The following is a 24,161-nucleotide window of genomic DNA, read 5'->3' on the forward strand; positions in this document are numbered from 1 at the left end:
GCCCTTCATCTGGACCAAGAGCGCTCGCGACATCCTGCAGAAGGTCATCCGCGCAAACAGCCGCTTAAGTTCCAAACAAAATGCAGCACTACACTAGAATGCGACGGATATCCAACTGTCCGTGCACCCGATGCAGCTGACCCAATTCTCCGCCTTCGAACTGCAGCCGCTGCCGGATGGTGCGTCGACCATCCTGCGCCTGCTGGCCGCGCAGGCGCCGAACTGGCCCGAGATTGCACTGGTCGCCGCGCGGGACCCGGCCTTGTGCCTTGCGCTGCTGCTCGCCGAGCCACTGTGCGCGGGCGAGCTTCAGGAGGGGCTCAACAGCGCGCTGCGGAAGCGACTGGAGCGCACCGGGGCCGATCTGCTGCGCGCCTGGCTGCTGGGACTGGGGCACCTGGGCGAAGAAGCCGACGATACGCCTGACAATTCCCTGCTGCGCGCCGAATGCGCACTGCACCTGGCAATCGAAACCGGCTACCCGCGCACGGACGAGGCCTACCTCGCCGGATTGTGGCGCGGACTGACCGGATCCGAGCGGTGGCGTACAGGCCAGCGCCCGAGCCTGCCCGCACTGATTCACGATTGCGGCCTGCCGCCCACACTCGCGGATGCTCTTGAAGTGCGGGGACTGCTCGACGAACAGATTGCCGCCGCACACCCCCTGATCGCCCTGATCGCCGCTGCCGAGCGCCTCGTCGCCCAGGACTGGCAGGATCAGGCCGCACAGGTTGCACGCCTGACCGGCCTGGAGTCCGCGAGCGTGATGAGCCTGCGCACCGACGTGGGCTACATCGTTTCGGGCCATGCAGCCTATCCGCCCGCACCTCCCACCGCAGGCCGCCCCGCCGCTGCGCAGGCGCGGCCACGTCTGATCGATGACCCATACCGCAGCGCCGGCATGCTCGGCCTGCTCACCGCGGCCTTCGTAGACCTGGACGCTGCCACAGTCCGCGAGCGTCTGAACATCGCCTGCCCGCTTTTTGGCCTGCGTGTAGCCCCCGTGCTCCTTGGCTGTGACGACCGGGGCGTCCTTCACCCACTTCTGACACCCCCCGACGGCAGCCCCGAGGCCCTGATCGGCGAGCTCGGGCTGCGCCTGGACGACGCCGCGAGCTGCATCGCACTTTCCGCCCGCAGTGGGCAGCCGGCTGAATTCACCACGCAGACACAAAGCCCGGGGCGCAGCGTCGTCGACTGGCAGATTGCCCGATGGCTGGGCCACCCGGGCTTCCAGGTGCTTCCGCTCGGCTCGGAGGAGGACCCCTCGGTGGCCCTGGTGCCAACGCTTGGCCGGCAGGCGCTCGACAGCGAAATGCGCTGGCGCTACGTCGCGCTGCTCGGAGCCGCCGCACGCGCGCTGCGCAGCCACCACCGCCATGCACGCGAGATCACCGAGCGCGAGAGCGCGCTGCAGGCGCGCTTCCGGGACCACATGCGCAAACTGGCTCATGAAGCGAGCAATCCGCTCACGGTGCTCAAGAGCCGGCTCGGCATGCTGGCGCAAGAGCGCTCTGCCGACACACCGCTGCAGGACGAGCTCAGCCTGCTCAATGCCGAGCTCGACCGGATCGACAACCTCCTGCGCAATTCCGCAGACCTTCCCGCCCAGAGCCCGGAGTCGCGCGCCTGCCGCGTCCCCGAGCTGCTTCTCGACATGCGCACGCTATACGGCGAGCCGCTGTTCAGCAGCCGGGACATCCAGCTCGAACTGCGCGCCGCGCGTGACGTGCCGCCCGCAGCCATCCCGCCTTCGGCGCTCAAGCAGGTCCTGCTCAACCTGTTCCGCAACGCCTCCGAGGCGCTCCAGCCAGGACAGCGCCTGATCGTCTCGGTGTTGCCGCTGGTCAATGTCGACGGACGCAACTGCCTCGAGATCCGCTTCGTGGACAATGGACCGGGTCTTCCGCCCGAACGCGCCCGCGATCCGCTTTCGCCGCGCCCAAGCGAAAAGGGCGGGACGCACCGCGGCGTGGGGCTAAGCATCGTGCGCGAGATCCTCGCGAAATGGGGCGCGACGCTGCTCTGCCGCAGCCAGCCCGGGACCGGAACGAGCTTCCAGGTGATGATCCCGCTGGAAGAAGTCGGCTGAGTGTTGCATCATGGGGACTGACAATCCCGCCCCCTCCTGATTCCTGGAGCCATGACACCGCCGACAGATCAAGCCGTCCAGGCCCGTACGGTTGACGAAAAGGCCGCCACCAGCGAATCCACGCGCATTCTCATCGTCGACGACGACCCCTCGCTCAGGAAGACTTTTCCCCACGTCCTCGCTAGGCCCGGCCGGGTTTTCGACGAATGCGGCAGCATCTCTGAAGCGATCGCCTGCCTCGAGCGCAAGCACTACGCGCTGATCCTGCTCGACTATCGCCTGCCTGACGCGAACGGCCTCGCCCTGCTGGAATGGCTTTCCGACCACCAGCGCGACGAAGCCGTGGTCGTCATCACCGGCGAAGATGCGATCGACGCGGCCATTGGCGCCCTGCGCGGCGGTGCAGACGACTTCGTACGCAAGCCCTATCACGTCGCCCAACTCCAGCGCGCCGTCGACAGCGCGTTGCACAAGGGAACGCTCGAGCGCACCAACAAGCTGATGAGCAAGCGCCTGAAGGCCTCGGAGCGCCTGCACCGCTACCTCGTCGAGAGCTCGCCCGACATCATCTTCACGCTCGACGGCGCCGGCCGCTTCACCTACCTCAACCCGCGCGTCAAGGCGCTGCTCGGTTACGAGCGCAATGCGCTGCTGCGCCGTCCCTTCACCACACTGGTGATGCCCGAGGACATCGACCGCATCGACAGCCTGCTCAGCAAGCCCAGCGCCCTGCCGGGGGAGAGCTTCCATGTCGAGCTCCGGCTGCGCCGCCATAGGGCCAACACCGCCGGCGCAGAGGGCGACAGCGTCACAGTCTCGCTGACCGCCATCCCGATGATCACGCAGGAAGGCGAGCGCCGCGTGGTCGGCCTGTACGGCGTCGCGCGCGACATCTCCGAGCGCAAGCGGGCCGAGGAGATCATCTCCTTTCAGGCCTATCACGACCAGCTCACCCACCTTCCCAACCGCGTGCTTTTCAAGGACAGGCTTGAGCTGTCGATCGCGCAAGCGCAGCGCCGCACGGGCGCCCTGGCGGTCATGTTCGTGGATGTTGACCGATTCAAGCTCGTGAATGACACCTTCGGCCATGCCGAAGGCGACGCGCTGCTGCGCGCAATCGCCAGCCGGCTGACCGCGGCGCTACGCCGTGGAGACACCCTCGCCCGCCTGGGTGGGGACGAGTTCACCATCCTGCTGCCGGACATCGCCCACCCCGAGGATGCGGAGACCATCGCGCGCAAGGTCATCGCTGCGCTCGACGAACCGATCGCCTTGAGCCGGGGCGAGTTTCGTGCCACGGTGAGTGTCGGAATCGCGCTCTTCCCGCGCGACGGCAATACTTCGGAAGATCTGACCCGGCACGCCGACATCGCGATGTATCAGGTCAAGCGCTCCGGCAAGAACGGCTACCGCTTCTTCGACCCCGAACTGAACACCCGCCACCGCGACCGCATCGCGCTGGAGAACGACCTGCGCAGCGCGCTCGCACGCAACGAGCTCGAACTGCACTACCAGCCCCAGGTCAGCTTCACCGCCCGCCGCATCGTCGGCCTCGAAGCCCTGCTGCGCTGGAATCACCCCGCGCTGGGCCCGGTCTCGCCCGCCACTTTCGTCCAGGTCGCGGAGGAAGTGGGCCTCATCGGCGAGATCAGCACATGGGTGCTCGAAACCAGCTGCGCCCAGCTCGCGCGCTGGCAGAGCGAAGGCATTGCCGCACCGCAGATCTCGGTCAACCTTTCCGCCCACGACTTCCATCGCCACGACATCGTCGATTCCGTCTCCGCCTGCATCGGCCGGCACGGCGTCGAGCCAGGACACATCGAGGTGGAGATCACCGAAAGCCTGATGATGGATGACGCCGCCGGCGTGGCGGCCAAGGTGCGCGCCCTGCGCGCCGCCGGCATCAGCGTCGCGATCGACGACTTCGGCACCGGCTACTCGGCGCTGGCCTACCTGCAGAAGTTCCCGGTCAACACAATCAAGATCGACCGCAGCTTCGTGCGCGACCTCGAAGGCCCGATGACCAACCCGATCATCTCCGCCATCAGCGGCATCGCGCGCGGCTTCGAGCTCGACCTGATCGCCGAAGGCGTGGAGAACAGGGAACAGGCCGAAGCCCTGCACGCACTGGGCTGCGACATCATGCAGGGCTACCTCTTTGCGCGCGCGGCGCCCGCCGAGCAGGTCGGCGAATGGCTGACGCGTCCGGAAGCCCTGTTCACGTCGCTGGAAGACCCCATCCTCGGCGCCCCCTGCGCCGAGCCGGGCTGAGCGGAACGGCGCCCATAAAAAAGGGCCGGCAGGCCGACCCTTTTTCCATTCGCAGCCACCGCCACGCGGCAGTGGCCCACACGACGCTTACTTCAGCGACAGCACCCACTCGACCAGCGCGGTCGCATCGGCGTCATTCACCTGCGGATTGGGAGGCATCGGAACCTTGCCCCAGACGCCCACACCACCCTTCTTGACCTTGTCGGCGAGCATGGCCGCGGCGTCGGCCTGGCCGGCGTACTTCGCGGCGACATCCTTGTAGGACGGGCCGACCAGCTTCTTGTCCACTGCGTGACAGGCCATGCAGTTCTTGGACTTGGCCAGCGCCTCGGAAGCGAACGCGGGCGAAGCGGAGAGGAGACCTGCAGCAACTGCAGCAGCAACCAGAGCCTTCATGTTCATTACCTCGTGTTGTTGGTGATTACGGGCCGATGTTAACCCAGGCTCCTGCGGCGCGCCATGGATCCAGATCAAATGCAATACCTTGTTGCGTATTTCCAATCACCATCGCGGACACGACAGACGCTCATTGCCGCACCTCCATCACCTCATCGGCAGCCAGCGCCACGTGCGTCGCGCGGAACGGGTTGATGTCCAGCCCGCCGCGCCGGGTATAGCGCGCCCATACCGCGAGCCGCACAGGCTTGCAGCGCGCGAGCAGGTCGCAGAACACGCGCTCCACACACTGCTCGTGAAACTCGTTGTGTGAACGGAAGGACACGATGTAGCGCAACAGCCCCTCCCGCTCGATGGCCGGCCCGCGGTAGCGCACCACCAGCATGCCCCAGTCGGGCTGACCGGTGACGAGGCAGTTCGACTTGAGCAGATGGGAGTACAGTGTCTCCTCCACCTCGTGCCCGCCCGCGCGCAACAATTCGGGCGCAGGCAGGTAACGGTCAATGTCGATGTCGAGGGTGTCTAGACAGACCCCCTGCGGATACCCGAAGCGGCGCAAGGGCTGTTCGCTCAACGGACTCAGCCGCACACCCACCAGGGCCCCGGCCGCGGCCGAAAGGTCCTGCGCGATGAGTTGGCGCACCGCTTCCACGTCGGCAAAGCGCTGCTGGTTGAAGGCGTTCAGATAGAGCTTCAGCGACTTCGACTCGATCAGCCGCGGCGACGAGGCCGGCACACGGAATTCGCCGAGCGCGACCACCGGCTTGCCTCGTGAATCGAGCCAGGACAGTTCGTACGCGTTCCACAGATCCTCGCCGACGAAGGGCAGCGCTTCGGCACGCAGGCCCAGTTCATCCCGCTTGAGCTGGCGCTCGATCGGGAACAACAGCTCGGGGGCATACGTGTCGCGATAGGCGACCGCCTGGCCAAGCAGCGAGGATTCGGCGCCGTGCCGGCGCGTGTTTTCAGTGTTCATGCTGGCCTCGATACTCGGGATAAAGATCCGTCGAACAGTGCATGGAGATCGACGCTCTGCTCGACCGCGTCGGCGAGCCGGTCGAGATCGGCCTCGCGGCGCGCGCCGAGGTCGACGAACTGCACCTTCTCCAGGCCCGCCCATTGCAGCAGGGCCGACAGCGCAGCCGGCGCCTCGAACAGTCCGTGCACATAGGTGCCGAGCACCTGTCCGTCGGGCGAGAGCGCACCGTCCGGGCGTTGTCCGCCCGCGTCCTGCAGCACCAGCGCCGGCCGCTCGAGCGCCGGCCCTGCGCTGACGCCCATATGGATCTCGTAGCCCGCGACCGGAGCGGCGCCTCGCGCGACATCCGGCCCGAGGGCCGCCACACCCTCAAGCGCAGCCAGCTGTCCTGAGACATTGCGCAGCTGCTTCTCCGGTGCGAGCTCGGTGCGCATGTCGAGCAGACCCAGCCCGTCCACGCTGCCGGCACTGCCTTCGATCCCGAGCGGGTCGGCGAGTTCGCCGCCGAGCATCTGGAAGCCGCCACAGATGCCGATCAGCCGCCCGCCATACCGCAGATGCCGGCGGATCGCGGCCTCCCAGCCCTGCGCACGCAGCCAGGCGAGGTCGGCCTGCACGCTCTTGGAGCCCGGAAGCACAATCAGGTCCGCAGGCGGGATCGCCTGCCCCGGCCCCACCCAGCGGAAGTCCACCTGCGGATGCAGCCGCAGAGGGTCGAGGTCGGTGTGGTTGGAGATGCGCGGATACGCAGGCGCAATCACGCGCAGCGCATCCTCGCCTGCACGCACGTCGGTCGCGGCGTCGGCGAGTGCGTCCTCCGCATCGAGGAACAGCCCATGCAGATAGGGCATCACGCCGAACACCTTGCGCCCGGTACGGGCCTCAAGCCAGTCGAGTCCGGACTGCAGCAGGCCGATGTCACCGCGGAAGCGGTTGATGACGAAGCCCTTCACCCGCGCCTGCTCCGAGGGGGAAAGAAGTTCCAGCGTGCCCACCAGATGCGCGAACACACCGCCGCGATCGATGTCGGCGACCAGCACCACCGGCACGTCCGCGGCTTCGGCGAAGCCCATGTTGGCGATATCACGATCGCGAAGGTTGATTTCGGCCGGACTGCCGGCGCCCTCGACCAGTACCGCATCGTAGGCAGCGCACAGGCGCCCCCAACTCTGCATCACCGCGGCCATCGCGGTCGGCTTGTAGGCGTGATAGTCGCGTGCCGACAGGTTGGCGACGGCGCGGCCATGGAGGATGACCTGGGCGCCGATGTCGGTCGAAGGCTTGAGCAGGACCGGGTTGAAGTCGGTATGCGGCGCCACGCCGGCCGCCAGGGCCTGCAGCGCCTGGGCACGGCCGATCTCGCCACCGTCGACGGTGACGGCGGAGTTGAGCGCCATGTTCTGCGGCTTGAACGGCGCCACCCGCAGCCCGCGCCGGCGCAGGCAACGGGCCAGCCCGGCGACCAGCGTGCTCTTGCCGGCGTCCGAGGTGGTGCCCTGGACCATCAGCGTGATCGGGGAAGACATCGCGTAGAATCCGCTTCCTTGCAAAAGGGCCGGATTATCGCCGATTCGCGTCCTTTCTCGTACCTGCCGGATCGCTACCCGATGGAACTCTCCCTCCCCCTCGTCCTCGCCCTCAAGATGGCTGCCGGCCTGCTTGCCGATCGCGCCTTCGGCGAGGTGCGGCGCCTGCACCCGCTGATCGGCTTCGGGCACTGGGCAAGCCGGGCCGAGCGAGCGTGCCGCAGGCTTGCCTACGGTGCCAACGAGACGGGCACCCGCCTTGCGGGGCTGCTCGCCTGGTCGCTCGCGGTGCTGCCCTGGCTGGCGCTCGCGCTGTGGCTGCGCAGCCTGCACCCGCAGGCGCACTGGGCCGTGGATGTAGCCCTGCTCTACTTCGCGCTCGGCGGGCGCAGCCTGGCCGAACATGCACGCGCAGTCGCCACCCCGCTCGCAAACGGTGACCTGCAGGCAGCACGGACGCGCGTGGGCTGGATCGTGAGCCGCGACACGCAGGCCCTGGACGCGCAGGGCGTCGCCAAGGCCGCCACCGAGTCCGTGCTCGAAAACGGCAACGACGCGGTCTTCGGCGCGCTGTTCTGGTTCGTGCTCGCGGGCGGCGCGGGCGCGCTGCTATTCCGCCTGGCGAACACGCTGGACGCGATGTGGGGCTACCGCACGCCGCGCTTCCTGCACTTCGGCTGGGCTGCGGCCAGGGTGGACGACGCGCTCAACCTCCTGCCGGCCCGGCTGACCGCCCTCACCTACGCCGTACTCGGCCACACGCGCGAGGCGCTGGCCTGCTGGCGCACGCAGGCGCCGCAATGGGACAGCCCCAACGCCGGCCCGGTGATGGCGGCCGGCGCGGGCGCGCTGGGCGTGCGCCTGGGCGGTACGGCGACCTACCACGGACATGAGGAGCACCGCCCGGTGCTCGGCACCGGGCGCGAGGCCGGCCCGGCCAGCATCCTCGGTGCGGTGTCGCTGGTCCGGCGCGGGGCCTGGCTGTGGCTCGCCGTGCTGTGCATCGCTGGCCTGTCGCTGGGCCTGCTATCGGCCGCGGGCGCCGGCCATGCTTGAGCACGGCGGACGCCTGCGCCACGCCGCAGCCCGGTATGGCATCCCGCTCGCCGACTGGCTCGACCTGTCCACCGGCATCCACCCGGTCGGCTACCCGGTGCCGGCGATTCCCGCCTCGGCCTGGCAGCGCCTGCCCGAAGACGACGACGGCCTGGAGGGGGCGGCGGCGGCCTACTACGGCAGCACTGCGCTGCTTCCGGTGGCAGGCTCCCAGCCGGCAATCCAGGCACTGCCCGCCGTACTGGGCGGCGAGCGCGTGAGTCTGCTCGCCCCTGGCTACGCCGAACATGCCCATGCCTGGCGCACGCGAACACCACGCGCGGTGGACGCCACCGCGCTCGACGCCGCCGTTGAACGCAGCGACATCGTCGTGCTGGTGCAGCCCAACAACCCCACCGGCGAGCATTTCCCGCGCGAGCGCCTGCTCGACTGGCATGCACACCTCGCCCGGCGCGGCGGCTGGCTGGTGGTGGACGAGGCCTTCATCGACACCACGCCGGAGCGCAGCCTGGCACCGCTGGCGGGACAGCCGGGGCTGGTCGTGCTGCGCTCGCTGGGCAAGTTCTTCGGCCTTGCGGGCGCTCGCGTAGGCTTCGTGTTCGCGCCCACCGAAATCCGCGACGCACTGGCCGAACAGCTCGGCCCGTGGACGCTCTCGGGCCCGGCACGCTGGGTGGCCCGCCATGCGCTGGCCGACACCGCCTGGCAGGCCAGCGCACGCACGGCCCTGGGCGCGGCAGGCCAGCGCCTGCACCGCCTGCTCACCGAACACGGTCTACGCCCGCAAGGTCCGGCCCTGTTCCAGCGGGTCTGCACCCCGCACGCCGCAGCACTGCATGCCGCCTTCGCCCGCCGCGGCATCCTGCTGCGCCAGTTCGACGATCCGCCCGCGCTACGTTTCGGCCTGCCCGCAGACGAGTCCGGATGGCAGCGCCTGCAGGCCGCGCTCGAAGCCTGTCTCCCGCACCCCATGGATGAATGACCATGCACGACACCCGCTCCGCCCTCACTGTCCTCGCGCTCGCTTCCACATTGCTTTGCGGCACACTGCTGCCGGCATCCACGCATGCGGGGATTGTGCTGACCGACGATGCCGGGCGCGAGATCACCCTGCCCGCACCGGCGCAACGGATCGTGAGTCTGGCACCGCACGTTACCGAGGTGTTGTTTGCCGCCGGCGCCGGTGACAAGGTGGTCGGCGTGGTCGCATACAGCGACTACCCGGAGGCGGCAAAATCCCTGCCTCAGGTCGGTGGCTACACCCAGATCGACCTCGAGGCGATCGCTGCCCTGCGCCCGGACCTCATCATCGGCTGGCAAAGCGGCAACCGCGAAGGTCACCTCGCCAGGCTGGAGGCGCTCGGCGTTCCGGTATACCTGAACGAACCACGCAGCCTGAAGGACGTCGCCCGCAGCCTGGAGCAGTTCGGCCGCCTGGCCGGCACCGAGGCGGCAGCCGAAGCTTCCGCAAGTGCGTTCCGCGCCCGCCACGCCGAGCTCTCGGCGCACTACACCCGCCGCCCGAAGGTACGCACCTTCTACCAGATCTGGGACCGCCCGCTGATGACGGTGAACGACGAGCACCTGATCGCCGACGTGATCCGCCTGTGCGGCGGCGAGAACGTGTTCGGCAGCCTGTCGCAGCTCGCACCCACGATCAGCGTGGAAGCGGTCCTCGCCGCCAATCCGGAAGTGATCGTTGCCAGCGGGATGGGTGAGGCGCGACCGGAGTGGCTCAGCCAATGGTCACGCTGGCCACAGCTCGAAGCCGCCACGCGCGACAACCTTTTCTTCATCCGCCCTGACCACATCCAGCGACACACCCCGCGCATCCTCGACGGCGCAAGCCGCCTGTGCGATCAGCTCGAGCAGGCCCGCGCGCGCAGGCCGGCCGGCAGCGCGCGAGGGAACTGAGCGCTCGAGGTCCGGGCCGCACACGCGCCCGCCCGATCCTTGCTGCGGGCGCACGCCCCCGCTCTCCGCACTTCTCCACGCTCCTCCGCGCAAGCAGAATCACACCCCCGGCAGCGTGCGCGCATCGGTTTTCGTTAATATGCTCCTCACACCCCACAAGAGGAGGAGACGACCATGCGCACCCCAGACGCCCCACGCCCCGGCGTTCCACTGTCCCGGCGCCAGATGATCAAGCTCGGCCTCGGCGCCGCCGCCCTCGCCGGCATCGGCACCCAGTGGGCGCCGATCACCGCCTTCGCGAAGGAGTTGAACGACTTCATTCGCGGCCCGGCGGTTCCCGACATCCAGCCGGCACAGCTTTCCGAGCATGTGTGGATGATCTGGGCGAAGGACGGCTTTCCCACGCCCGAGAACCAGGGGATGATGAGCAACGTCACCTTCGTCGTAACGCACGAGGGGGTGGTGATGATCGACCCGGGGGGCTCGGTACAGATCGGCGAGATGGCCCTGCGCATGATCCGCACCGTGACCGACAAGCCAGTCGTGGCGATCTTCAACACCCACTACCACGGCGACCACTGGCTGGCCAACCACGCCTTCGTAGACGCTTTCGGCGCAGATCTGCCGATCTACGCTCACCCGCGGAGCCGGCGCGAGATCGAGGGCGTGCAGGGCAGCATGTGGCAGAGCATGCTGGAAAGATGGACCAACCAGGCCACCGCCGGCACGCGTATCGTCGCACCCAACCGCGACACCGTTCATGGCGACCACTTCCGCTTCGGCGACGTCACGCTGCGCGTCCATCATTACGGCGTCGCGCACACGCCCGGCGACATCTGCGTGCAGGTGGTGGAGGACGCACTCACCCATGTGGGCGACGTCGCCATGGACCGGCGCATCGCCAACATGGACGACGGCTCCTACGTCGGCACCTTCCATTTCTATGACGAGCTGGAGCGCAATGCCCCTTCGCGCATCTGGGTACCCGGCCACGGGCACGCGAGCGGGGAGGTGCTGGCATGGAACCGCGAATTATTCGAGGGCATCTACGAGAACTGCCTGCACGCGGTGGAAGAGATGGCCGGCATGGAGGAAGCCAGGGAGCGCGTGCTGCAGGATCCGCGCGTCGCGGGCAAGGCAGCCGAGACCGCGGGCTTCGAGGGCAACATCGGCAAGTACGTCAGCCTCGCCTACCTCGAGGCCGAACGCGCGGCCTTCTGAGCCGCCGCACAAGCGGAGGAACGTTCAGTCGCGCGGCTCGTCCGCCCCGCCACGACCCGCCACCATGGGGTGGCGCTTGCAGTGCACCAGTTCTTCCCAGGCCCGGTCGAACACGCGAGCCAGGCCAGGAAGGGCTCCGCCGAGGTATTGGTCGGCGGCCGTGCCCGGTCTGGTCGCCGGCCCCTGACCAGCAAACCGGAGCGCCCGCAGGCGGCGACGCAGGCTGGGATGGAACGGGTCGGGGCGGCATTCGCCGTCACCCACGGCCTGCGCACACGCCAGCGCCACGCATGGATATGCCGTGGCAAATCCGCACCCCATCTCACGATACGGACGCAGCGCGGACGAGCACCCTGCCACCCGCAAGGCTTGGTGCCGAGGCCAGTAGTCATGATGCAGGAAGTGGGCCTTTCGGCTCAACTCCACCAGCGTCTGCCCCACCAACTCGGCGCCGACCAGGCGTGCCGCGACACTGTCGGCCTCGAGCTCCTCCACACGCGCGAGCCGGAGCATGTGCCGGCAATAACCATCGATACGGGACTCCAGCCAGCGCAGCCTCGCCGGCAGATTCAGCGCGAGCGCATCGAGGATGCGCATCCACCATGCCCTCAGGAAGGCCCCCCAGCCGCACCAGCCCAGACGCTGCGCGGCAATGTGGCCCAGTTCATGCGCAAGCACGGCACCAAACTGCATCGGTGACAGACCATGGACGAGTGGAAGCCCGATCTGCAGTTCGGTTCGCAACCTGCCACCGAGCCCAAGGCTCGGTCTCTGCACCACCGCAGCGTTGATGTCTTCGGTGATGCGCAGATGGTGAAGCGGAGGAATGCCAGCGCGTTCGGAGAGCTCATCGACCAGGCGAAAGAGCTCCTCGGCCGACTGGCGCGTAAGCGGTACGCCCTCGGCGCGGGGTGCGAGCCGCAGCATCGCCCCCAACCCCCATGAGGCCAACCAGGCGAGCACCAGCCCCACGGCGACCCAGGCCAGCGTCCGCAGCGGAAGTCCATGGTCGATCGCCTGCAGCGCAGCGCCTGCGCTTGCCGCCGCGAGCCATGCCGCAAGACCCACCGCGCCGAGCAGCAACGCAATCCCGGACAGCGAAACCAGGGCGAGACGGATGGCCATCCGCTCGCGCAGGCGAAGGACGCTCGGACGGGGCAGGAATGCGCTCATGGCGGCTGCCGGACACGTTGAAGGAGGTCGAATTGTAACCAAAGCGCAATATTCATGCGCATGGTATCGAACCCTTGCGAAAGAGCGCCGAAAGGCCTCGCATATCGCCGCCCAAGCGCTTATAGTGGCGCCTCGCTGCAGTGCACCAGTCGATGCAGCGTTTCCTGAAACGATCCATGCGGCCCGCGCCTTCCGCGTGCAGCCAGCCGGATCTCTTCCCGCAGCCCGGATTGGTGCCGCTCGAACGCGGCGGGCTCGCGCCGGACCATCGAATGAATCCCGAATTGACTTTCGCCAGCCTCGCGCTGGCCGAACCCATCCTGCGCGCCATCGGCGAGGCGGGCTACACCCACCCGACGCCCATCCAGGCACAGGCCATTCCCGAGGTGCTGTCCGGCCGCGACCTGCTCGCTGCGGCGCAGACCGGCACCGGCAAGACCGCCGGCTTCACGCTGCCGCTGCTGCACATGCTGGCCGCCACCCACACCCACCCGCATCCGCCCGGTCGCCCGCGCTGCCTGATCCTTACCCCCACACGCGAGCTCGCCGCCCAGGTGGAAGAGTCGGTCAAGACCTACGGCAAGCACCTGCCACTGACCTCGCTGGTCATGTTCGGTGGCGTCAACATCAACCCGCAGATCACGGCACTGAAGAAGCGTGTCGACATCCTCGTCGCCACCCCGGGGCGCCTGCTCGACCATGTCGGCCAGCGCACGCTCGACCTCTCGGGCGTCGAGTTTCTGGTGCTGGACGAAGCCGACCGCATGCTCGACATGGGCTTCATCCGCGACATTCGCAAGGTGCTCGCGCTGCTGCCGAAGAAGCGCCAGAACCTGCTGTTCTCGGCCACGTTCTCCGACGAGATCCGCCAGCTCACCCAAGGCCTGCTGCACGACCCCGCCACCGTCGAGGTGGCGCCGCGCAACACGACGGCAGAGCGCGTCGACCAGGCGGTCTACATGGTCGGCCAGAAGCAGAAGCGCGAGCTGCTCGCGCATCTGATCAAGGAAAAGCAGTGGTTCCAGGCGCTGGTATTCACCCGCACCAAACACGGCGCCAACAAGCTCGCCGAGTACCTCACCAAGCACGGCATCGAGTCCGCGGCCATCCACGGCAACAAGAGTCAGGCTGCTCGCACCCGCGCGCTCGCGCAGTTCAAGGACGGCTCGCTGCCGGTGCTGGTCGCCACCGACATCGCCGCGCGCGGCCTGGACATCGACCAGTTGCCACAGGTGGTCAACTTCGAGCTTCCCAACGTGCCCGAGGACTACGTGCACCGCATCGGCCGCACGGGCCGCGCTGGCGCCGCAGGGCATGCAATCTCGCTGGTCGACCGGGAAGAGGCCAACCTGCTCACCGCGATCGAGCGCCTGATCAAGCGCCGCATCGACCGCGCCGTGGCCGAGGACTTCGTGCCCAGCGCCGGCGGCGAGGCCGCGCATGACGCCGACCACGCCCGCCCCCCCATGCCGCGCCGCGGTGGAGGTCGCCCCGGCTCCGGCCGAGGCGCCCAGGGTGCGCCCGCGCGCGACGAACGCGGCGCCAGCAGAAGCGGTCGTGGCCCGGGCAAAGCCGCCCCGCGCCCGGCAGCACAAGGTCATGCCGAGGGCGAGGGCGCGCGCACTGCGCGCGCAACCGAGCCGCGTGATACGGGCGTCGCGCGCAAACCCTCACCCCGCCCCGAGGCGGGAAGGCGCCAACCCCCACGCGCCGCCCTGTTTGCCGCAAAACCGAGCGGCGATAAGCGCTGAACGACTGCGGCTTGCCGCCGACGCGGCACACGCTGCACACCTTTCGCAGCACAAGGGAATGAAGCCGGGCAAGAGACGCGCAGTTCGACACGACGCTTGCGTTGTCGCGCCGCCTTCGCCTATGCTTCGCCCCGCATTCGATCCGGGTGCCCCGGCCTGCAACCGCAGGACGGGGTGAAACGGGAAGTCCGGTGACGTCGTCCGCCTTGTGCGCGAACGACCATTCCGGCGCAGCCCCCGCTGCTGTGAGCCTGACGAATCCGCCAACATGCCACTGAGCCTTGCGCTCGGGAAGGTCGGCGGACGAGGAAGACGGCGAGCCAGAAGACCGGCCCGATCGAGTACGGAACATCGCGCCCGCCATGCAAGCGGCGGCGTGCGAGGTTCCAGGTTGATGTGAGCCCCGGGGTGTGGGTTTGATCCGACTGGTTTTCCGCCGGCTGCCCGCGTGCGCCGGAAGCTCCAGCCGACTCGTTGTGCAAGCGGTCTCCAGGCACTGCCGTGCCCTGCGTGCGTTCGCGCTCTGCTCGCGTGCGCACGCTCACCGGCAGCGCCGTGTCCGCATGCCGCCCCCCGCCCGCGTGGTTCCCATCGTCGTTCCATGCACTCGTGGGGAGTCATCATGCACATCGAACCGGGCATCCTTTCCGGCACCAAGATCACCGCCGCCAACCTCGCCGCCGTCGCACTCGTCGCCGCCCAGGCACCACAGCTTCTGCGCAAACCGCAGTTCATCCTGCGCACGCTGCTCGCGGCGCTGTTCTTCTCCGTTTTCATGCAGAGCTTTCACCTGCCCGCGGGCGCGTCGGAGCTGCACTTCATCGGCGCCATGCCGATCTACCTCACGCTCGGCTTCGTGCCCACCCTGCTCGGCTTCGGCCTCGGCCTGCTGCTGCAGGGCGTGATCTTCGAGCCGGCCGACCTGCTGCACCTGGGAGTGAATTTCCTTTCACTCGCCGTGCCGCTGCTCGCACTGCATGCCACGCTGGGCCGCAAGCTCACCGCCGGCGCCGCCACCCGCATCGGCGCGGTGCTCAAGCTCGACGCGGGCTACTACGCCGGCGTCGCACTGATGGTGGGCTTCTGGCTGGCCATGGGCGAGATCGCCACGCCCTTCGCGGAGTGGATGACCTTCGCCGCCGCCTACCTGCCGGTGGTGCTGATCGAGCCGGTATTCACCGTGGCCGTGGTCCGGCTGCTGCAGTCGCAGGCCCACCGCCCATTGGTGCAGCTCTGCTTCGCCATCCCGGCGCGCGGCTGATGTCCGGCCTGCCCGGCACGGTCTGGTTCGTCGGCGCGGGCCCCGGCGACCCGGACCTGATCACGGTGAAGGGCCGCCGCCTGCTCGAGCAGGCGGGCGCGATCCTGTTCGCGGGCTCGCTGGTCGATCAGGCGGCAACGCAGCACGCGCCCACCGGCTGCACGATCCGTGACTCAAAGGACATGACGCTCGAGGCCATGAACGCCTGGCTGATCGACGCTTGCGCCCGTCACCGCACCGTGGTGCGCCTGCAGACGGGCGACCCCGGCCTGTACGGCGCGCTCGTCGAGATGACCCGCCCGCTCGACGCCGCAGGCATTCCCTGGCAGGTGGTGCCAGGCGTGTCCTCGGCGATGGCCGCGGCCGCGGCGGCCGGCGAGACCCTGACCCTGCCCGAAGTCACCCAGACCGTCATCCTCACCCGCGTTGCCGGCCGTACCCCGATGCCCGCAGGCGAGGCGCTCGAGGCGCTCGCCGCCCACCGCAGCACGCTGTGCATCTTCCTGTCGATCACCCTGCTGCACGAGGTGCAGCGCGCGCTGCGTGCCGCCGGCTGGCCGGAGGATGCCCCGATCGTGGTGGTGCACAAGGCGAGCTGGCCGGGCGCGGAGAGGATCGTGCGCGGCACCCTGGCCGACATCAAGCGCCGCTGCCAGGACGAGAAGATCGCCAGCCAGGCCATGATTCTCGCCAGCCCCGCACTCGGCGCCCGCCTGTGGCCCGATATCGCGCGCTCGAAGCTCTACGACCCGGGCTTCGGCCACCGTTTCCGCAAGGCGTCGAGGCCAGCCACAGAACCCGGCATCGCCACCGGAGAATCCGCATGAACGACACCACGCTCCTCCTCGTTGGTCACGGCTCGCGCAATCGCGAGGGCAACAAGGAGATCCTGCACTTTGCCGCACAATGGCGCGAACGCCATCCCGGCTGGCGCATCGAAACCTGCTTCATCGAGCACGCCGACGTGCTGCTCGACGAGGGCCTCGACCGCGCCGCGCGCGAAAGCCGCCGCGTGCTCTCGATCCCCTTCATCCTCAACGCCGCCGGCCACGTCAAGATGGAGCTGCCGGCCGCACTCGAGCGCGCCCGCGCGCGCCACCCCAGCGTCGACTTCGCCTGCACCCGGCATCTCGGCATGGGGCGCGAGCTTTTCGCCGTGCTGCGCGGCCAGCTCGATCGCCTGATGCGCCAGCTCGACATGCCCGACCCGCACACCACCGGCGTGGTGCTGCTCGGCCGCGGCTCCTCGGACCCTGGCGCCAACGGCGAGCTCGCCAAGATGGCGCGCTGGATCTTCGAGGACGGCGACCACGAGCTGGTCGAACTCGCCTTCACCGGCGTGACCTGGCCCCGGCTCGAGACCGTGGTGCAGCGCCAGGCTCGGCTCGGCATGACACAGATCTGCATCGTTCCGGTGTACCTCTTCACAGGCGTGCTGATCGAGCGCATCCAGGCCCAGATCGAGCGCCTGCGGCGCCAGTACCCGCAACTGGTCTTCGCGCTCGGAACCCACTTCGGCTTCGACGAAGGCATCTTCGCCCTGCTCGATACACGCGTGGCCGAGGGCTGCGCGGGCGTCGCCGATGCCGGGGCCGGTGCCGCCCACGGCCTGCTTGAGTGCGACGGCTGCCGCTACCGCCTCGCCGCCGAGGACGAACACCTGCACGACCACAGCCACACCGCGTGCCATCACGGCCACTCGGATGCGGACCACGCCTACGCGAGCCACGGCTGCACGGCAGGACACGGCACGAACGCACACGCCCATCCTCATGCCCACCCCCATTCCGCCCACCTCTGAACACGGAGGCCATCCCATGCACGCCAACACCATCACCGAACAGCTCACCGCCGCCGGCCGCGCGATCGAGCACGACTCCTTCGCCATCATCGACGCCGAGGCCGGCGCGCATGCCTACACCGCGGGGCAGTGGCCGATCGTGCGCCGCATGATCCACGCCAACGCCGACTTCGAGTTCAACGGTCTGGCCGAATTCCACCCCGATGCGATCGAGGCCGGGCTGGAGGCGGTCCTCGCCGGCGGCGCGCCGATCGTCGCCGATGTCGAGATGATCTGCGTCGGGCTGTCGAAGAGTCGCCTCGCACACTTCGGCCTGCACTCCCACGAGTTCATTTCCGACCCCGACGTGATCGAAGCCGCGCGCGCCGCCGGCACCACGCGCGCCGTGCAGGCGATGCGGAAGGCGCAGCGCCTCGGCCTGCTCGATGGCGCCATCGTCGGCATCGGCAACGCCCCCACCGCGCTGATCGAGCTCGTGCGCATGATCCGAGAGGAGGGCGTACGCCCGGCCCTGGTGATCGGTATGCCGGTCGGCTTCGTGTCGGCAGCCGAATCCAAGGCACTGCTCGCCGCAGAGGGCGCAGTGCCCTGGATCACCCTTCGCGGCCGCAAGGGCGGCTCCACCCTGGTCGTCGCCGCCCTGCACGCGCTGCTCGGCCTCGCGGAAACCCGGCAACGCCAGGCCCTGCAGGGCTGAAGCGGGCGTCTGCGCGCAACGCACCCACATTCTCTCCCTCGTCCCTCCCTCACGCCCCCTCAGCCCACCCTCCTCGCGCCCCGATGTCCTCCCTGGTTTCCGCTCCGGAGAAGGTCCGCAAAGGCGACCGCCGTCGCCAGCGCGGCAACCGTACCGGCTTCACCACCGGCGCCACTGCGGCCGCCGCCGCGACCGCGGCCACGCTTGGCCTGGTGCGCGGGGAGGTGCCCGAAAAGGTAGCGTGCGAGCTGCCCAACGGCATGCAGGTCGAGTTCGCCATCCTCGGCGGTCGCGTGGAGCGGGCCGACGACGTCGAGTGTGCACATGCGGTGGCGGTGAAGGACGGCGGCGACGACCCCGACGCAACCCACGGCGCCCACATCACCGTGGAGGTCCGCCGCATCCCCGGCGGGGGCGGCGAAGTGGTGCTCGAAGGCGGCCCCGGCGTCGGCATCGTGACCAAGCCAGGCCTGGGCCTCGAGGTGGGTGCCCCTGCGATCAACCCGGTGCCTCGGCGCAACATCGCGGCGAACGTCTCGGCGGCCGGCGCCGCCATCCTGCAGGCCGGCGACGACCTGGCGGTCAGGATCTCGGTGCCCGGGGGCAAGGACATGGCGAAGAAAACCCTCAACGCCCGCCTCGGCATCCTCGGCGGCATCAGCATCCTCGGCACCACCGGCATCGTGCGCCCCTTCTCCACCGCGGCCTGGCGTGCCAGCGTGGTGCAGGCGATCGAGGTCGCCGTAGCGCAGGGGCAAAGCACACTGGTGTTGACCACCGGCGGGCGCACCGAGAAATGCGCCATGCGCAGCTTCCCCGAACTCGACGAGGCCTGCTTCGTGCAGTTCGGCGACTTCGTCAAGGCGGCCTTCACCACCGCGATCCAGCACGGCGCGCAGCACATCGTGCTGGGCGCCATGGTCGGCAAGCTGACGAAGATCGCCCAGGGCCTGTCGGTGACGCATGCCTGGCGGGAGGAAGTCGATCGCGCGCTGATCGCCGAGGCCGCGCTGGAGGTCGGCGCCCCGCCGGCCCTGGTCGCCGAGATCCGCGCGGCGGAGACCGCCCGCTTCGCTGCGGAGCACCTGGCCGCGCGCGGTCTTGCCGTCGCCTTCCACCGCGCCCTCGCCGAACGTGCGATCCGCAGCCTGCGCACCCGCTACCCCGGCCCGCACCGGCTGACCGTGCTCGCCTGCAACTTCGAGGGGGAGCCGATCGTGACCGTCGAGGACGGTGGCCGTACGCCTCCGATCACCGCCACGGCTACCTCACTTCTCCCCCCTCGCTCGGCCCCGGACACGGCCCCCGGTCCGGCCCGCGACGAAACGTACTGAAGCACGCACACGATGTCCGAACACATGCCCTCCACCCCGCCTTCCACCCCGCCCCCGAGCTCGCACTGCAGCGTCGTCGGCATCCTCGACGACGGCTGGCCAGGCCTCTCCGATGCGGCACGCGCGCGCATCGCCACCGCAGGCTGCGTGATCGGAGCCGCGCGCACCCTGGAATTGGTCGCTGCACACCTCGGCCCACATTCGGCGTGCCACAAAATGGACGGCGCCTTCTCCCGCCTCCCCGGCTGGATCGAGGCCGCACGCAGCGCCGGCGCCCACAGCGTCGTGCTCGCCACCGGCGACCCGCTGTGCCACGGCATCGCCGCCAATCTGATCGACAAGCTCGGCGCGGACGCGGTGGAGGTGCTGCCCGCCCCCTCCACGCTGCAACTGGCGTGCGCGCGCCTGCGCCTGCCGTGGCAAGACGCGTGCATCGCCTCCTGCCACGGCGCCGATGCCGGCGAGTGGGTGGCTGCCCCGCCACAGTCCGGCCCGCCGCAAACCGACCCGCTGCAACCCACCCCCGTCCAGCCGGGTCCGCCGCCCTCCTCCCCCAGCCCGGCGCACGGGCTCTACCGCCTCGTGCGCGCAGTCGCCGAGCACGCACTGGTGCTCGCCTTCACCAGCCCGGCCAACCGCCCCGACCGCGTCGCCCGTGCCCTGCTGGCCGCTGGCTACGGCGATCGGGGCAGCGGGGAGGAGGTCCGCCTCTCGGTGGTCGCGCGCCTGTGCCTGGACGACGAAGCGGTGTTCCACGCACTGCGCCTGGAGGAGGCCGCCGTACAGCGTTTCCCCGAGCCCAATGTCGTCGCGATCGAGCGCCGCCCGCTCGCCACCGCAGATGCGCGCTCCGACGCGCTGCCCGTGTCCACACCGGTATTCGGCCTCGACGACCTCGACTACGTGCAGCGCAGCCCGGAGAAGGGCCTGATCACCAAGCTCGAGGCGCGCGCGGTCTCCCTCGCCCGGCTCGCACTGCGCGCCGACAGTCTGGTGTGGGACATCGGCGCCGGCGCCGGCTCGGTGGGCCTGGAGGCCAGCCGCATCGCACACCACGGCCATGTGTGGGCGATCGAGAAAAACGCCGCCGACGCCGCCAACGCCCGCCACAACGCCCGCCGCCTGCGGGCGAGCAACTACAGCCTGTTCGAGGGCAAGGCGCCGGCCGGGCTCGATGCCTGGCCCGACCCGGACGCGGTCTTCATCGGCGGCTCGGGGGGCGAACTGGCCGAGCTGATCACCCTCGCCCTGAAGCGCCTGAAACCCGGCGGTCGGCTGGTGATGAACTTCGTCACCGTAGAGAACCTCGCCACCGCCACCACCACGCTCGATGCCAACGCCACCGCCTGGGCGCTCACCCTGCTCTCGGCCGCGCGCAGCCAGCCCATCCTCGACATGCACCGCCTCGCTGCACAGAACCCGGTGTGGATCCTCACCGCCTGCAAGGAGACTTCCCGATGAACGCTACCCCACCCGCCCCACGCTTCGGTCGCCTGATCGGCGTCTCGCTCGGCCCGGGCGACCCGGAACTGATCACCCGCCGCGGCTGGACAGCCCTGCAGTCGGGCGCGCGCTGGGCGTATCCGGTCAAGAAGGCGGCGGAACACTCCTACGCCCTCGACATCGCCCGTCGCGGCGGGCTCGACATTCCGGACGATGCCGTCGAGCTCGTATTCCCGATGACGCGGGACGCCGAGGCGCTGGCCCGGGCCTGGGCGCGCGCCGCCGCACGGACGGTGCAGCTGCTCGCCGAAGGCCGCGATCTCGTGTTCCTGGTCGAGGGCGACGCCTCCACCTACTCCACCTTCCGCCACCTTGCGCGCGCGGCGCGCGAGCTCGCACCCGAGATCGAGGTGGCCACCATCGCCGGAGTCAGCTCCTTCTCCGCGGCCGCGGCACTCGCCGACGTGGCACTCGCCGAAGAGGACGAGACGGTGGCCGTGATCCCCGCCGCCTACGGCACCGCCGTCATCGACCACCTGCTCGACGAGTTCGATACGCTGGTGCTGATGAAGGTGAAGCCGTTGCTCGACGAGGTGATCGCACTGCTCGAGCGCCGCGACCTGCTCGCCACGAGCTGCTTCATCGAGAAGGCCGGCGCCCCCGGCGAGCGCGTGGTGCGCGATGTCATCCGCCTGCGCGGCGAGACGGTCAATTACCTGTCTCTACTGCTGGTACAGAACCCCAAGCGCCCACGGGGTGAACTTCGCCGCGGCTGCCGCCAGCGTGCCGAACGCGCGGCGGCACAATCGGGCGCATCGGCGCACACTACCGAAACGGCCGTTGAAGCCGCAATGGAAGGCGCCGCACCGTGAGCGCGGGCATTCGACCGCAGGCGCGCGCCTACCCAGCACCGGCAGACACCGGTGCACCAAACCCCTGCGCCCTCCTCCCCTTTCCGCCCGACCGCCTGGCGGTGGTCGCGATCACCCGCCACGGCATCACGCTCGCCGGCCGCGTGATCGCCGCACTTCCCGGCGCCCAGATGTTTGCGCCGCAGAAGTACGGCGCCGAGGCCCGGTCTGCCGCCCCCGGCGCCTTCACCTGCTACGAGGGCAAGGTCGGCGCGCAGGTGCCGGCGCTGTTCGCACATTTCGACGGCCTCATCGCCATCGTCTCGCTCGGCGCGGTGGTGCGCCTGATCGCCCCCCACCTTCAGGACAAGGAGAACGACCCCGGCGTAGTCGTGCTCGACGAGGCCGCGCGCTGGGCGATCCCGGTGCTGTCCGGCCATCTCGGCGGCGCCAACGCGATCGCCGCCGCGCTGCAGGCGGCGATCGGCGCCACCCCGGTGCTGACCACGGCCTCGGACGCACGCGGAACACTGGCGGTGGATCTGCTTGGCCGCGAGCTCGGCTGGAGCCTTGAGGCCAGCCACGACGAGCTCGTGCGCGCGAGCGCGGCGATGGTGAATGACGAAGCGGTGGCGCTGGTACAGGAAGCCGGCCGCCGCGACTGGTGGCCGAGCCACGCCAACGGCCGCAGCGGACCGCTACCGGCAAACCTGCACTGCTTCGACCGCCTGGAAGAAATCGAGCCCGAGCGCTTCGGCGCCGTGCTGTGGATCGCCCAGCGCGCGCTGCCGGCGGCCTACGAGGCACGCCTGGCGGGCAAGCGGGTGATCTATCGCCCAGGCGTCGAGCAAGCATGAGCCATCCGCCGTCACAAGGCGGCACGTCCCCTGCCGGGCTCGCGCCGAGCGCAACGGGCCCGGGCCGAGGCACTCCCGAACGCGCCGCCAGCCTCCCGGTATGCGTGGCGCTCGGCCTCGGCTGCGACCGCGGCACGCCGGCGGAGACGATTGCGCAGGCGGTGGCCGAGGCCCTGGCGCAGGCGGCCGCCCGGCTCGGGACATCCGAGCTCGAGGTCGCCGCCGTAGCCAGCATCACGATCAAGGCCGACGAGCCGGGTCTGCTCGAAGTCGCCGCTGCCGCGGGCTGGGCGCTGCGCTTCCACGAAGCGGAACGCCTGGCCAATGTCCCCGTCCCCAACCCGTCCGAGACCGTGCGCAAATACACCGGAACGCCCTCAGTGTCCGAGGCCGCTGCGCTGCTCGCGGCCGGCACCTCGCTCGCCGCCGACCCCGGCGCGCTGCTCGTCGAAAAACACCGGCTGCGCGGCCCCGACGGCCGCAACGCCACCGTCTCCATTGCAAGGATGCCCCGATGAACGCCCCCGAACCTCTCCGCCCCGCCGTCCCCGGTGGCCGCATCATGCTCGTAGGCCTTGGCCCCGGAGCGCATGAACATCTCACCGCCCGCGCCCGCGCCGCGATCGCCGAGGCCGACACCGTGATCGGCTACGTCACCTACATCCGCCTGGTCGCCGAGCTTCTCGAGGGCAAGGAGGTGATCAAGAAGTCGATGACCGAGGAGCTCGACCGTGCCATCGAGGCGCTGGAACGCGCCCGCCAGGGGCGCAAGGTCGCGCTGATCTCATCGGGCGACGCCGGCGTCTACGGCATGGCCGGCCCCACCTTCGAGGTGCTTTTCCAGGCCGGATGGACACCCGGCTCGGGCATCGAGGTCGAGATCGTGCCCGGCGCCTCGGCGCTGAACACCTGCGCCGCACTGGTCGGCGCACCGCTGACGCACGATTTCTGCGCGATCTCGCTCTCGGACCTGCTCACGCCCTGGCCCACGATCGCACGCCGCCTGGACGCCGTCGCCTACGCCGACTTCGTAGTCGCGCTCTACAACCCCAAGAGCGGGCGGCGCACAGGGCAGATCCGCGAAGCACAGCGCATCTTTCTGCGCCATCGTGCCCCGGAAACGCCGGTCGCCATCGTGAAGTCGGCCTATCGGCCGAAGCAGCGCATCGAGCTCAGCACCCTCGCACGCATGGCCGAGGCCGACATCGGCATGCTCACCACGGTGCTGATCGGCAACGCCAGCACCTTCGTGCGCGAGGGCCTGATGGTCACCCCGCGCGGCTATGCCAACAAGTACGCGGTCGACGCCGGCGCACGCGCTACCCGCGACGGCGAGCACTCCGGGCATTCGCTGTCGACGGGCCTCGACGGCTGGCTGGAAGCCATCCGCGCCAGCGGACGCAGCGCAGCCGAGCTCGCCGCCGAGTACCACCTGCCGGAATACTACGTGTGCAGCGCACTGGTCAACGATGCAACGGGCGGCTGAGCTTCTCACGCTCGCCCGAGTGCACGGAGACGAGACCGCCGAGACCGCCTCG

Annotated in this window: 21 protein-coding genes and 1 riboswitch; of the genes, 17 read left to right on the plus strand and 4 right to left on the minus strand. The window is 69.5% G+C overall.

Annotated features, from left to right (window positions below; translation table 11 throughout):
- Positions 1 to 130: 130 nt before the first annotated feature.
- Positions 131 to 2,092 (plus strand): ATP-binding protein, encoded by a 1,962-nt coding sequence (locus ACPT9U_RS10570; protein ID WP_418364573.1) that lies wholly within the window; start codon positions 131 to 133, stop codon positions 2,090 to 2,092.
- 51 nt (positions 2,093 to 2,143) lie between these two features.
- A complete protein-coding gene (locus tag ACPT9U_RS10575; protein ID WP_418364572.1) occupies positions 2,144 to 4,363 on the plus strand; it encodes an EAL domain-containing response regulator in 2,220 nt (739 codons plus the stop codon).
- Between the two features lie 87 nt (positions 4,364 to 4,450).
- Here ACPT9U_RS10575 and ACPT9U_RS10580 read toward each other — a convergent pair whose 3' ends face one another.
- The 3 genes from ACPT9U_RS10580 to ACPT9U_RS10590 form a co-directional block, all read right to left on the minus strand.
- Complete coding sequence (locus tag ACPT9U_RS10580) at positions 4,451 to 4,759, minus strand: c-type cytochrome (RefSeq protein ID WP_418364571.1); 309 nt, start codon at positions 4,757 to 4,759, stop codon at positions 4,451 to 4,453.
- A gap of 130 nt (positions 4,760 to 4,889) precedes the next feature.
- Positions 4,890 to 5,735: an NADPH-dependent 7-cyano-7-deazaguanine reductase QueF gene (gene queF / locus ACPT9U_RS10585; RefSeq protein ID WP_435750893.1), complete on the minus strand. Its 846-nt coding sequence runs from the start codon at positions 5,733 to 5,735 to the stop codon at positions 4,890 to 4,892.
- On the minus strand, positions 5,732 to 7,264 hold the full coding sequence (locus tag ACPT9U_RS10590; RefSeq protein WP_418364569.1) for a cobyric acid synthase: 1,533 nt from the start codon (positions 7,262 to 7,264) through the stop codon (positions 5,732 to 5,734). Before ACPT9U_RS10590 ends, queF begins: the two co-directional genes overlap by 4 nt.
- 81 nt (positions 7,265 to 7,345) lie before the next feature.
- Between ACPT9U_RS10590 and cbiB the strand changes: the two genes are divergently transcribed.
- From cbiB to ACPT9U_RS10610, 4 genes are all read left to right on the plus strand, one after another.
- Positions 7,346 to 8,320 carry an adenosylcobinamide-phosphate synthase CbiB gene (gene cbiB / locus ACPT9U_RS10595; protein WP_435750894.1) on the plus strand — a complete coding sequence of 325 codons (975 nt, stop codon included), beginning with the start codon at positions 7,346 to 7,348 and terminating at the stop codon, positions 8,318 to 8,320.
- A complete protein-coding gene (cobD, locus tag ACPT9U_RS10600) occupies positions 8,313 to 9,302 on the plus strand; it encodes a threonine-phosphate decarboxylase CobD (RefSeq protein WP_435750895.1) in 990 nt (329 codons plus the stop codon). Before cbiB ends, cobD begins: the two co-directional genes overlap by 8 nt.
- 2 nt (positions 9,303 to 9,304) lie before the next feature.
- Complete coding sequence (locus ACPT9U_RS10605; protein ID WP_435750896.1) at positions 9,305 to 10,234, plus strand: cobalamin-binding protein; 930 nt, start codon at positions 9,305 to 9,307, stop codon at positions 10,232 to 10,234.
- A gap of 174 nt (positions 10,235 to 10,408) precedes the next feature.
- Complete coding sequence (locus ACPT9U_RS10610; RefSeq protein WP_435750897.1) at positions 10,409 to 11,455, plus strand: MBL fold metallo-hydrolase; 1,047 nt, start codon at positions 10,409 to 10,411, stop codon at positions 11,453 to 11,455.
- Between the two features lie 24 nt (positions 11,456 to 11,479).
- On the opposite strand, the gene ACPT9U_RS10615 is transcribed toward ACPT9U_RS10610, so the two are convergent.
- The gene (locus tag ACPT9U_RS10615; RefSeq protein ID WP_435750898.1) at positions 11,480 to 12,628 is read right to left on the minus strand and encodes a M48 family metallopeptidase; all 1,149 of its coding nucleotides are present in this window, start codon (positions 12,626 to 12,628) and stop codon (positions 11,480 to 11,482) included.
- A gap of 272 nt (positions 12,629 to 12,900) precedes the next feature.
- Here ACPT9U_RS10615 and ACPT9U_RS10620 point away from each other — a divergent pair, with 272 nt between their 5' ends.
- From ACPT9U_RS10620 to cobJ, 11 genes are all read left to right on the plus strand, one after another.
- Complete coding sequence (locus ACPT9U_RS10620) at positions 12,901 to 14,379, plus strand: DEAD/DEAH box helicase (protein ID WP_435750899.1); 1,479 nt, start codon at positions 12,901 to 12,903, stop codon at positions 14,377 to 14,379.
- Positions 14,380 to 14,505: 126 nt separating this feature from the next.
- Positions 14,506 to 14,730: riboswitch (cobalamin riboswitch) on the plus strand.
- A gap of 271 nt (positions 14,731 to 15,001) precedes the next feature.
- Complete coding sequence (locus tag ACPT9U_RS10625) at positions 15,002 to 15,640, plus strand: energy-coupling factor ABC transporter permease (protein WP_435750900.1); 639 nt, start codon at positions 15,002 to 15,004, stop codon at positions 15,638 to 15,640.
- Positions 15,640 to 16,467 carry a precorrin-4 C(11)-methyltransferase gene (gene cobM, locus ACPT9U_RS10630; RefSeq protein ID WP_435750901.1) on the plus strand — a complete coding sequence of 276 codons (828 nt, stop codon included), beginning with the start codon at positions 15,640 to 15,642 and terminating at the stop codon, positions 16,465 to 16,467. Before ACPT9U_RS10625 ends, cobM begins: the two co-directional genes overlap by 1 nt.
- Entirely contained in the window at positions 16,464 to 17,441 is a 978-nt protein-coding gene (locus ACPT9U_RS10635) for a sirohydrochlorin chelatase (protein WP_435750902.1), read from the plus strand. The genes cobM and ACPT9U_RS10635 overlap by 4 nt, the downstream gene beginning before the upstream one ends.
- A gap of 16 nt (positions 17,442 to 17,457) precedes the next feature.
- Positions 17,458 to 18,138: a precorrin-8X methylmutase gene (locus tag ACPT9U_RS10640; protein ID WP_435750903.1), complete on the plus strand. Its 681-nt coding sequence runs from the start codon at positions 17,458 to 17,460 to the stop codon at positions 18,136 to 18,138.
- Between the two features lie 83 nt (positions 18,139 to 18,221).
- Positions 18,222 to 19,472 carry a cobalt-precorrin-5B (C(1))-methyltransferase gene (locus ACPT9U_RS10645; RefSeq protein ID WP_435750904.1) on the plus strand — a complete coding sequence of 417 codons (1,251 nt, stop codon included), beginning with the start codon at positions 18,222 to 18,224 and terminating at the stop codon, positions 19,470 to 19,472.
- A gap of 12 nt (positions 19,473 to 19,484) precedes the next feature.
- Positions 19,485 to 20,933, plus strand: coding sequence for a precorrin-6y C5,15-methyltransferase (decarboxylating) subunit CbiE (gene cbiE / locus ACPT9U_RS10650; RefSeq protein WP_435750905.1), 1,449 nt, complete (start codon positions 19,485 to 19,487; stop codon positions 20,931 to 20,933).
- On the plus strand, positions 20,930 to 21,787 hold the full coding sequence (gene cobI / locus ACPT9U_RS10655; protein WP_435750906.1) for a precorrin-2 C(20)-methyltransferase: 858 nt from the start codon (positions 20,930 to 20,932) through the stop codon (positions 21,785 to 21,787). The genes cbiE and cobI overlap by 4 nt, the downstream gene beginning before the upstream one ends.
- Positions 21,784 to 22,623, plus strand: a complete 840-nt coding sequence (locus ACPT9U_RS10660) for a cobalamin biosynthesis central domain-containing protein (protein ID WP_435750907.1) — start codon at positions 21,784 to 21,786, stop codon at positions 22,621 to 22,623. The genes cobI and ACPT9U_RS10660 overlap by 4 nt, the downstream gene beginning before the upstream one ends.
- Positions 22,620 to 23,141, plus strand: coding sequence for a cobalamin biosynthesis protein (locus ACPT9U_RS10665; protein WP_435750908.1), 522 nt, complete (start codon positions 22,620 to 22,622; stop codon positions 23,139 to 23,141). The genes ACPT9U_RS10660 and ACPT9U_RS10665 overlap by 4 nt, the downstream gene beginning before the upstream one ends.
- Positions 23,138 to 24,109, plus strand: a complete 972-nt coding sequence (gene cobJ / locus ACPT9U_RS10670) for a precorrin-3B C(17)-methyltransferase (protein WP_435750909.1) — start codon at positions 23,138 to 23,140, stop codon at positions 24,107 to 24,109. The genes ACPT9U_RS10665 and cobJ overlap by 4 nt, the downstream gene beginning before the upstream one ends.
- Positions 24,110 to 24,161 lie beyond the last annotated feature (52 nt).

Source organism: Thauera sp. AutoDN2, assembly GCF_051280715.1.
Taxonomy (GTDB): Bacteria; Pseudomonadota; Gammaproteobacteria; order Burkholderiales; family Rhodocyclaceae; genus Thauera.

Bases quoted from the DNA above. Each gene is read 5' to 3' on its own strand.
- ACPT9U_RS10610 (WP_435750897.1), top strand. From the start codon at position 10,409: ATGCGCACCCCAGACGCCCCACGCCCCGGCGTTCCACTGTCCCGGCGC.
- ACPT9U_RS10590 (WP_418364569.1), bottom strand. From the start codon at position 7,264: ATGTCTTCCCCGATCACGCTGATGGTCCAGGGCACCACCTCGGACGCC.
- ACPT9U_RS10580 (WP_418364571.1), bottom strand. From the start codon at position 4,759: ATGAAGGCTCTGGTTGCTGCTGCAGTTGCTGCAGGTCTCCTCTCCGCT.
- cobI (WP_435750906.1), top strand. From the start codon at position 20,930: ATGAACGCTACCCCACCCGCCCCACGCTTCGGTCGCCTGATCGGCGTC.
- queF (WP_435750893.1), bottom strand. From the start codon at position 5,735: ATGAACACTGAAAACACGCGCCGGCACGGCGCCGAATCCTCGCTGCTT.
- cobM (WP_435750901.1), top strand. From the start codon at position 15,640: ATGTCCGGCCTGCCCGGCACGGTCTGGTTCGTCGGCGCGGGCCCCGGC.
- ACPT9U_RS10620 (WP_435750899.1), top strand. From the start codon at position 12,901: ATGAATCCCGAATTGACTTTCGCCAGCCTCGCGCTGGCCGAACCCATC.
- ACPT9U_RS10605 (WP_435750896.1), top strand. From the start codon at position 9,305: ATGCACGACACCCGCTCCGCCCTCACTGTCCTCGCGCTCGCTTCCACA.
- cobD (WP_435750895.1), top strand. From the start codon at position 8,313: ATGCTTGAGCACGGCGGACGCCTGCGCCACGCCGCAGCCCGGTATGGC.
- ACPT9U_RS10665 (WP_435750908.1), top strand. From the start codon at position 22,620: ATGAGCCATCCGCCGTCACAAGGCGGCACGTCCCCTGCCGGGCTCGCG.
- ACPT9U_RS10640 (WP_435750903.1), top strand. From the start codon at position 17,458: ATGCACGCCAACACCATCACCGAACAGCTCACCGCCGCCGGCCGCGCG.
- ACPT9U_RS10570 (WP_418364573.1), top strand. From the start codon at position 131: ATGCAGCTGACCCAATTCTCCGCCTTCGAACTGCAGCCGCTGCCGGAT.
- cobJ (WP_435750909.1), top strand. From the start codon at position 23,138: ATGAACGCCCCCGAACCTCTCCGCCCCGCCGTCCCCGGTGGCCGCATC.
- ACPT9U_RS10645 (WP_435750904.1), top strand. From the start codon at position 18,222: ATGTCCTCCCTGGTTTCCGCTCCGGAGAAGGTCCGCAAAGGCGACCGC.
- ACPT9U_RS10615 (WP_435750898.1), bottom strand. From the start codon at position 12,628: ATGAGCGCATTCCTGCCCCGTCCGAGCGTCCTTCGCCTGCGCGAGCGG.
- ACPT9U_RS10625 (WP_435750900.1), top strand. From the start codon at position 15,002: ATGCACATCGAACCGGGCATCCTTTCCGGCACCAAGATCACCGCCGCC.
- ACPT9U_RS10575 (WP_418364572.1), top strand. From the start codon at position 2,144: ATGACACCGCCGACAGATCAAGCCGTCCAGGCCCGTACGGTTGACGAA.
- cbiE (WP_435750905.1), top strand. From the start codon at position 19,485: ATGTCCGAACACATGCCCTCCACCCCGCCTTCCACCCCGCCCCCGAGC.
- cbiB (WP_435750894.1), top strand. From the start codon at position 7,346: ATGGAACTCTCCCTCCCCCTCGTCCTCGCCCTCAAGATGGCTGCCGGC.
- ACPT9U_RS10635 (WP_435750902.1), top strand. From the start codon at position 16,464: ATGAACGACACCACGCTCCTCCTCGTTGGTCACGGCTCGCGCAATCGC.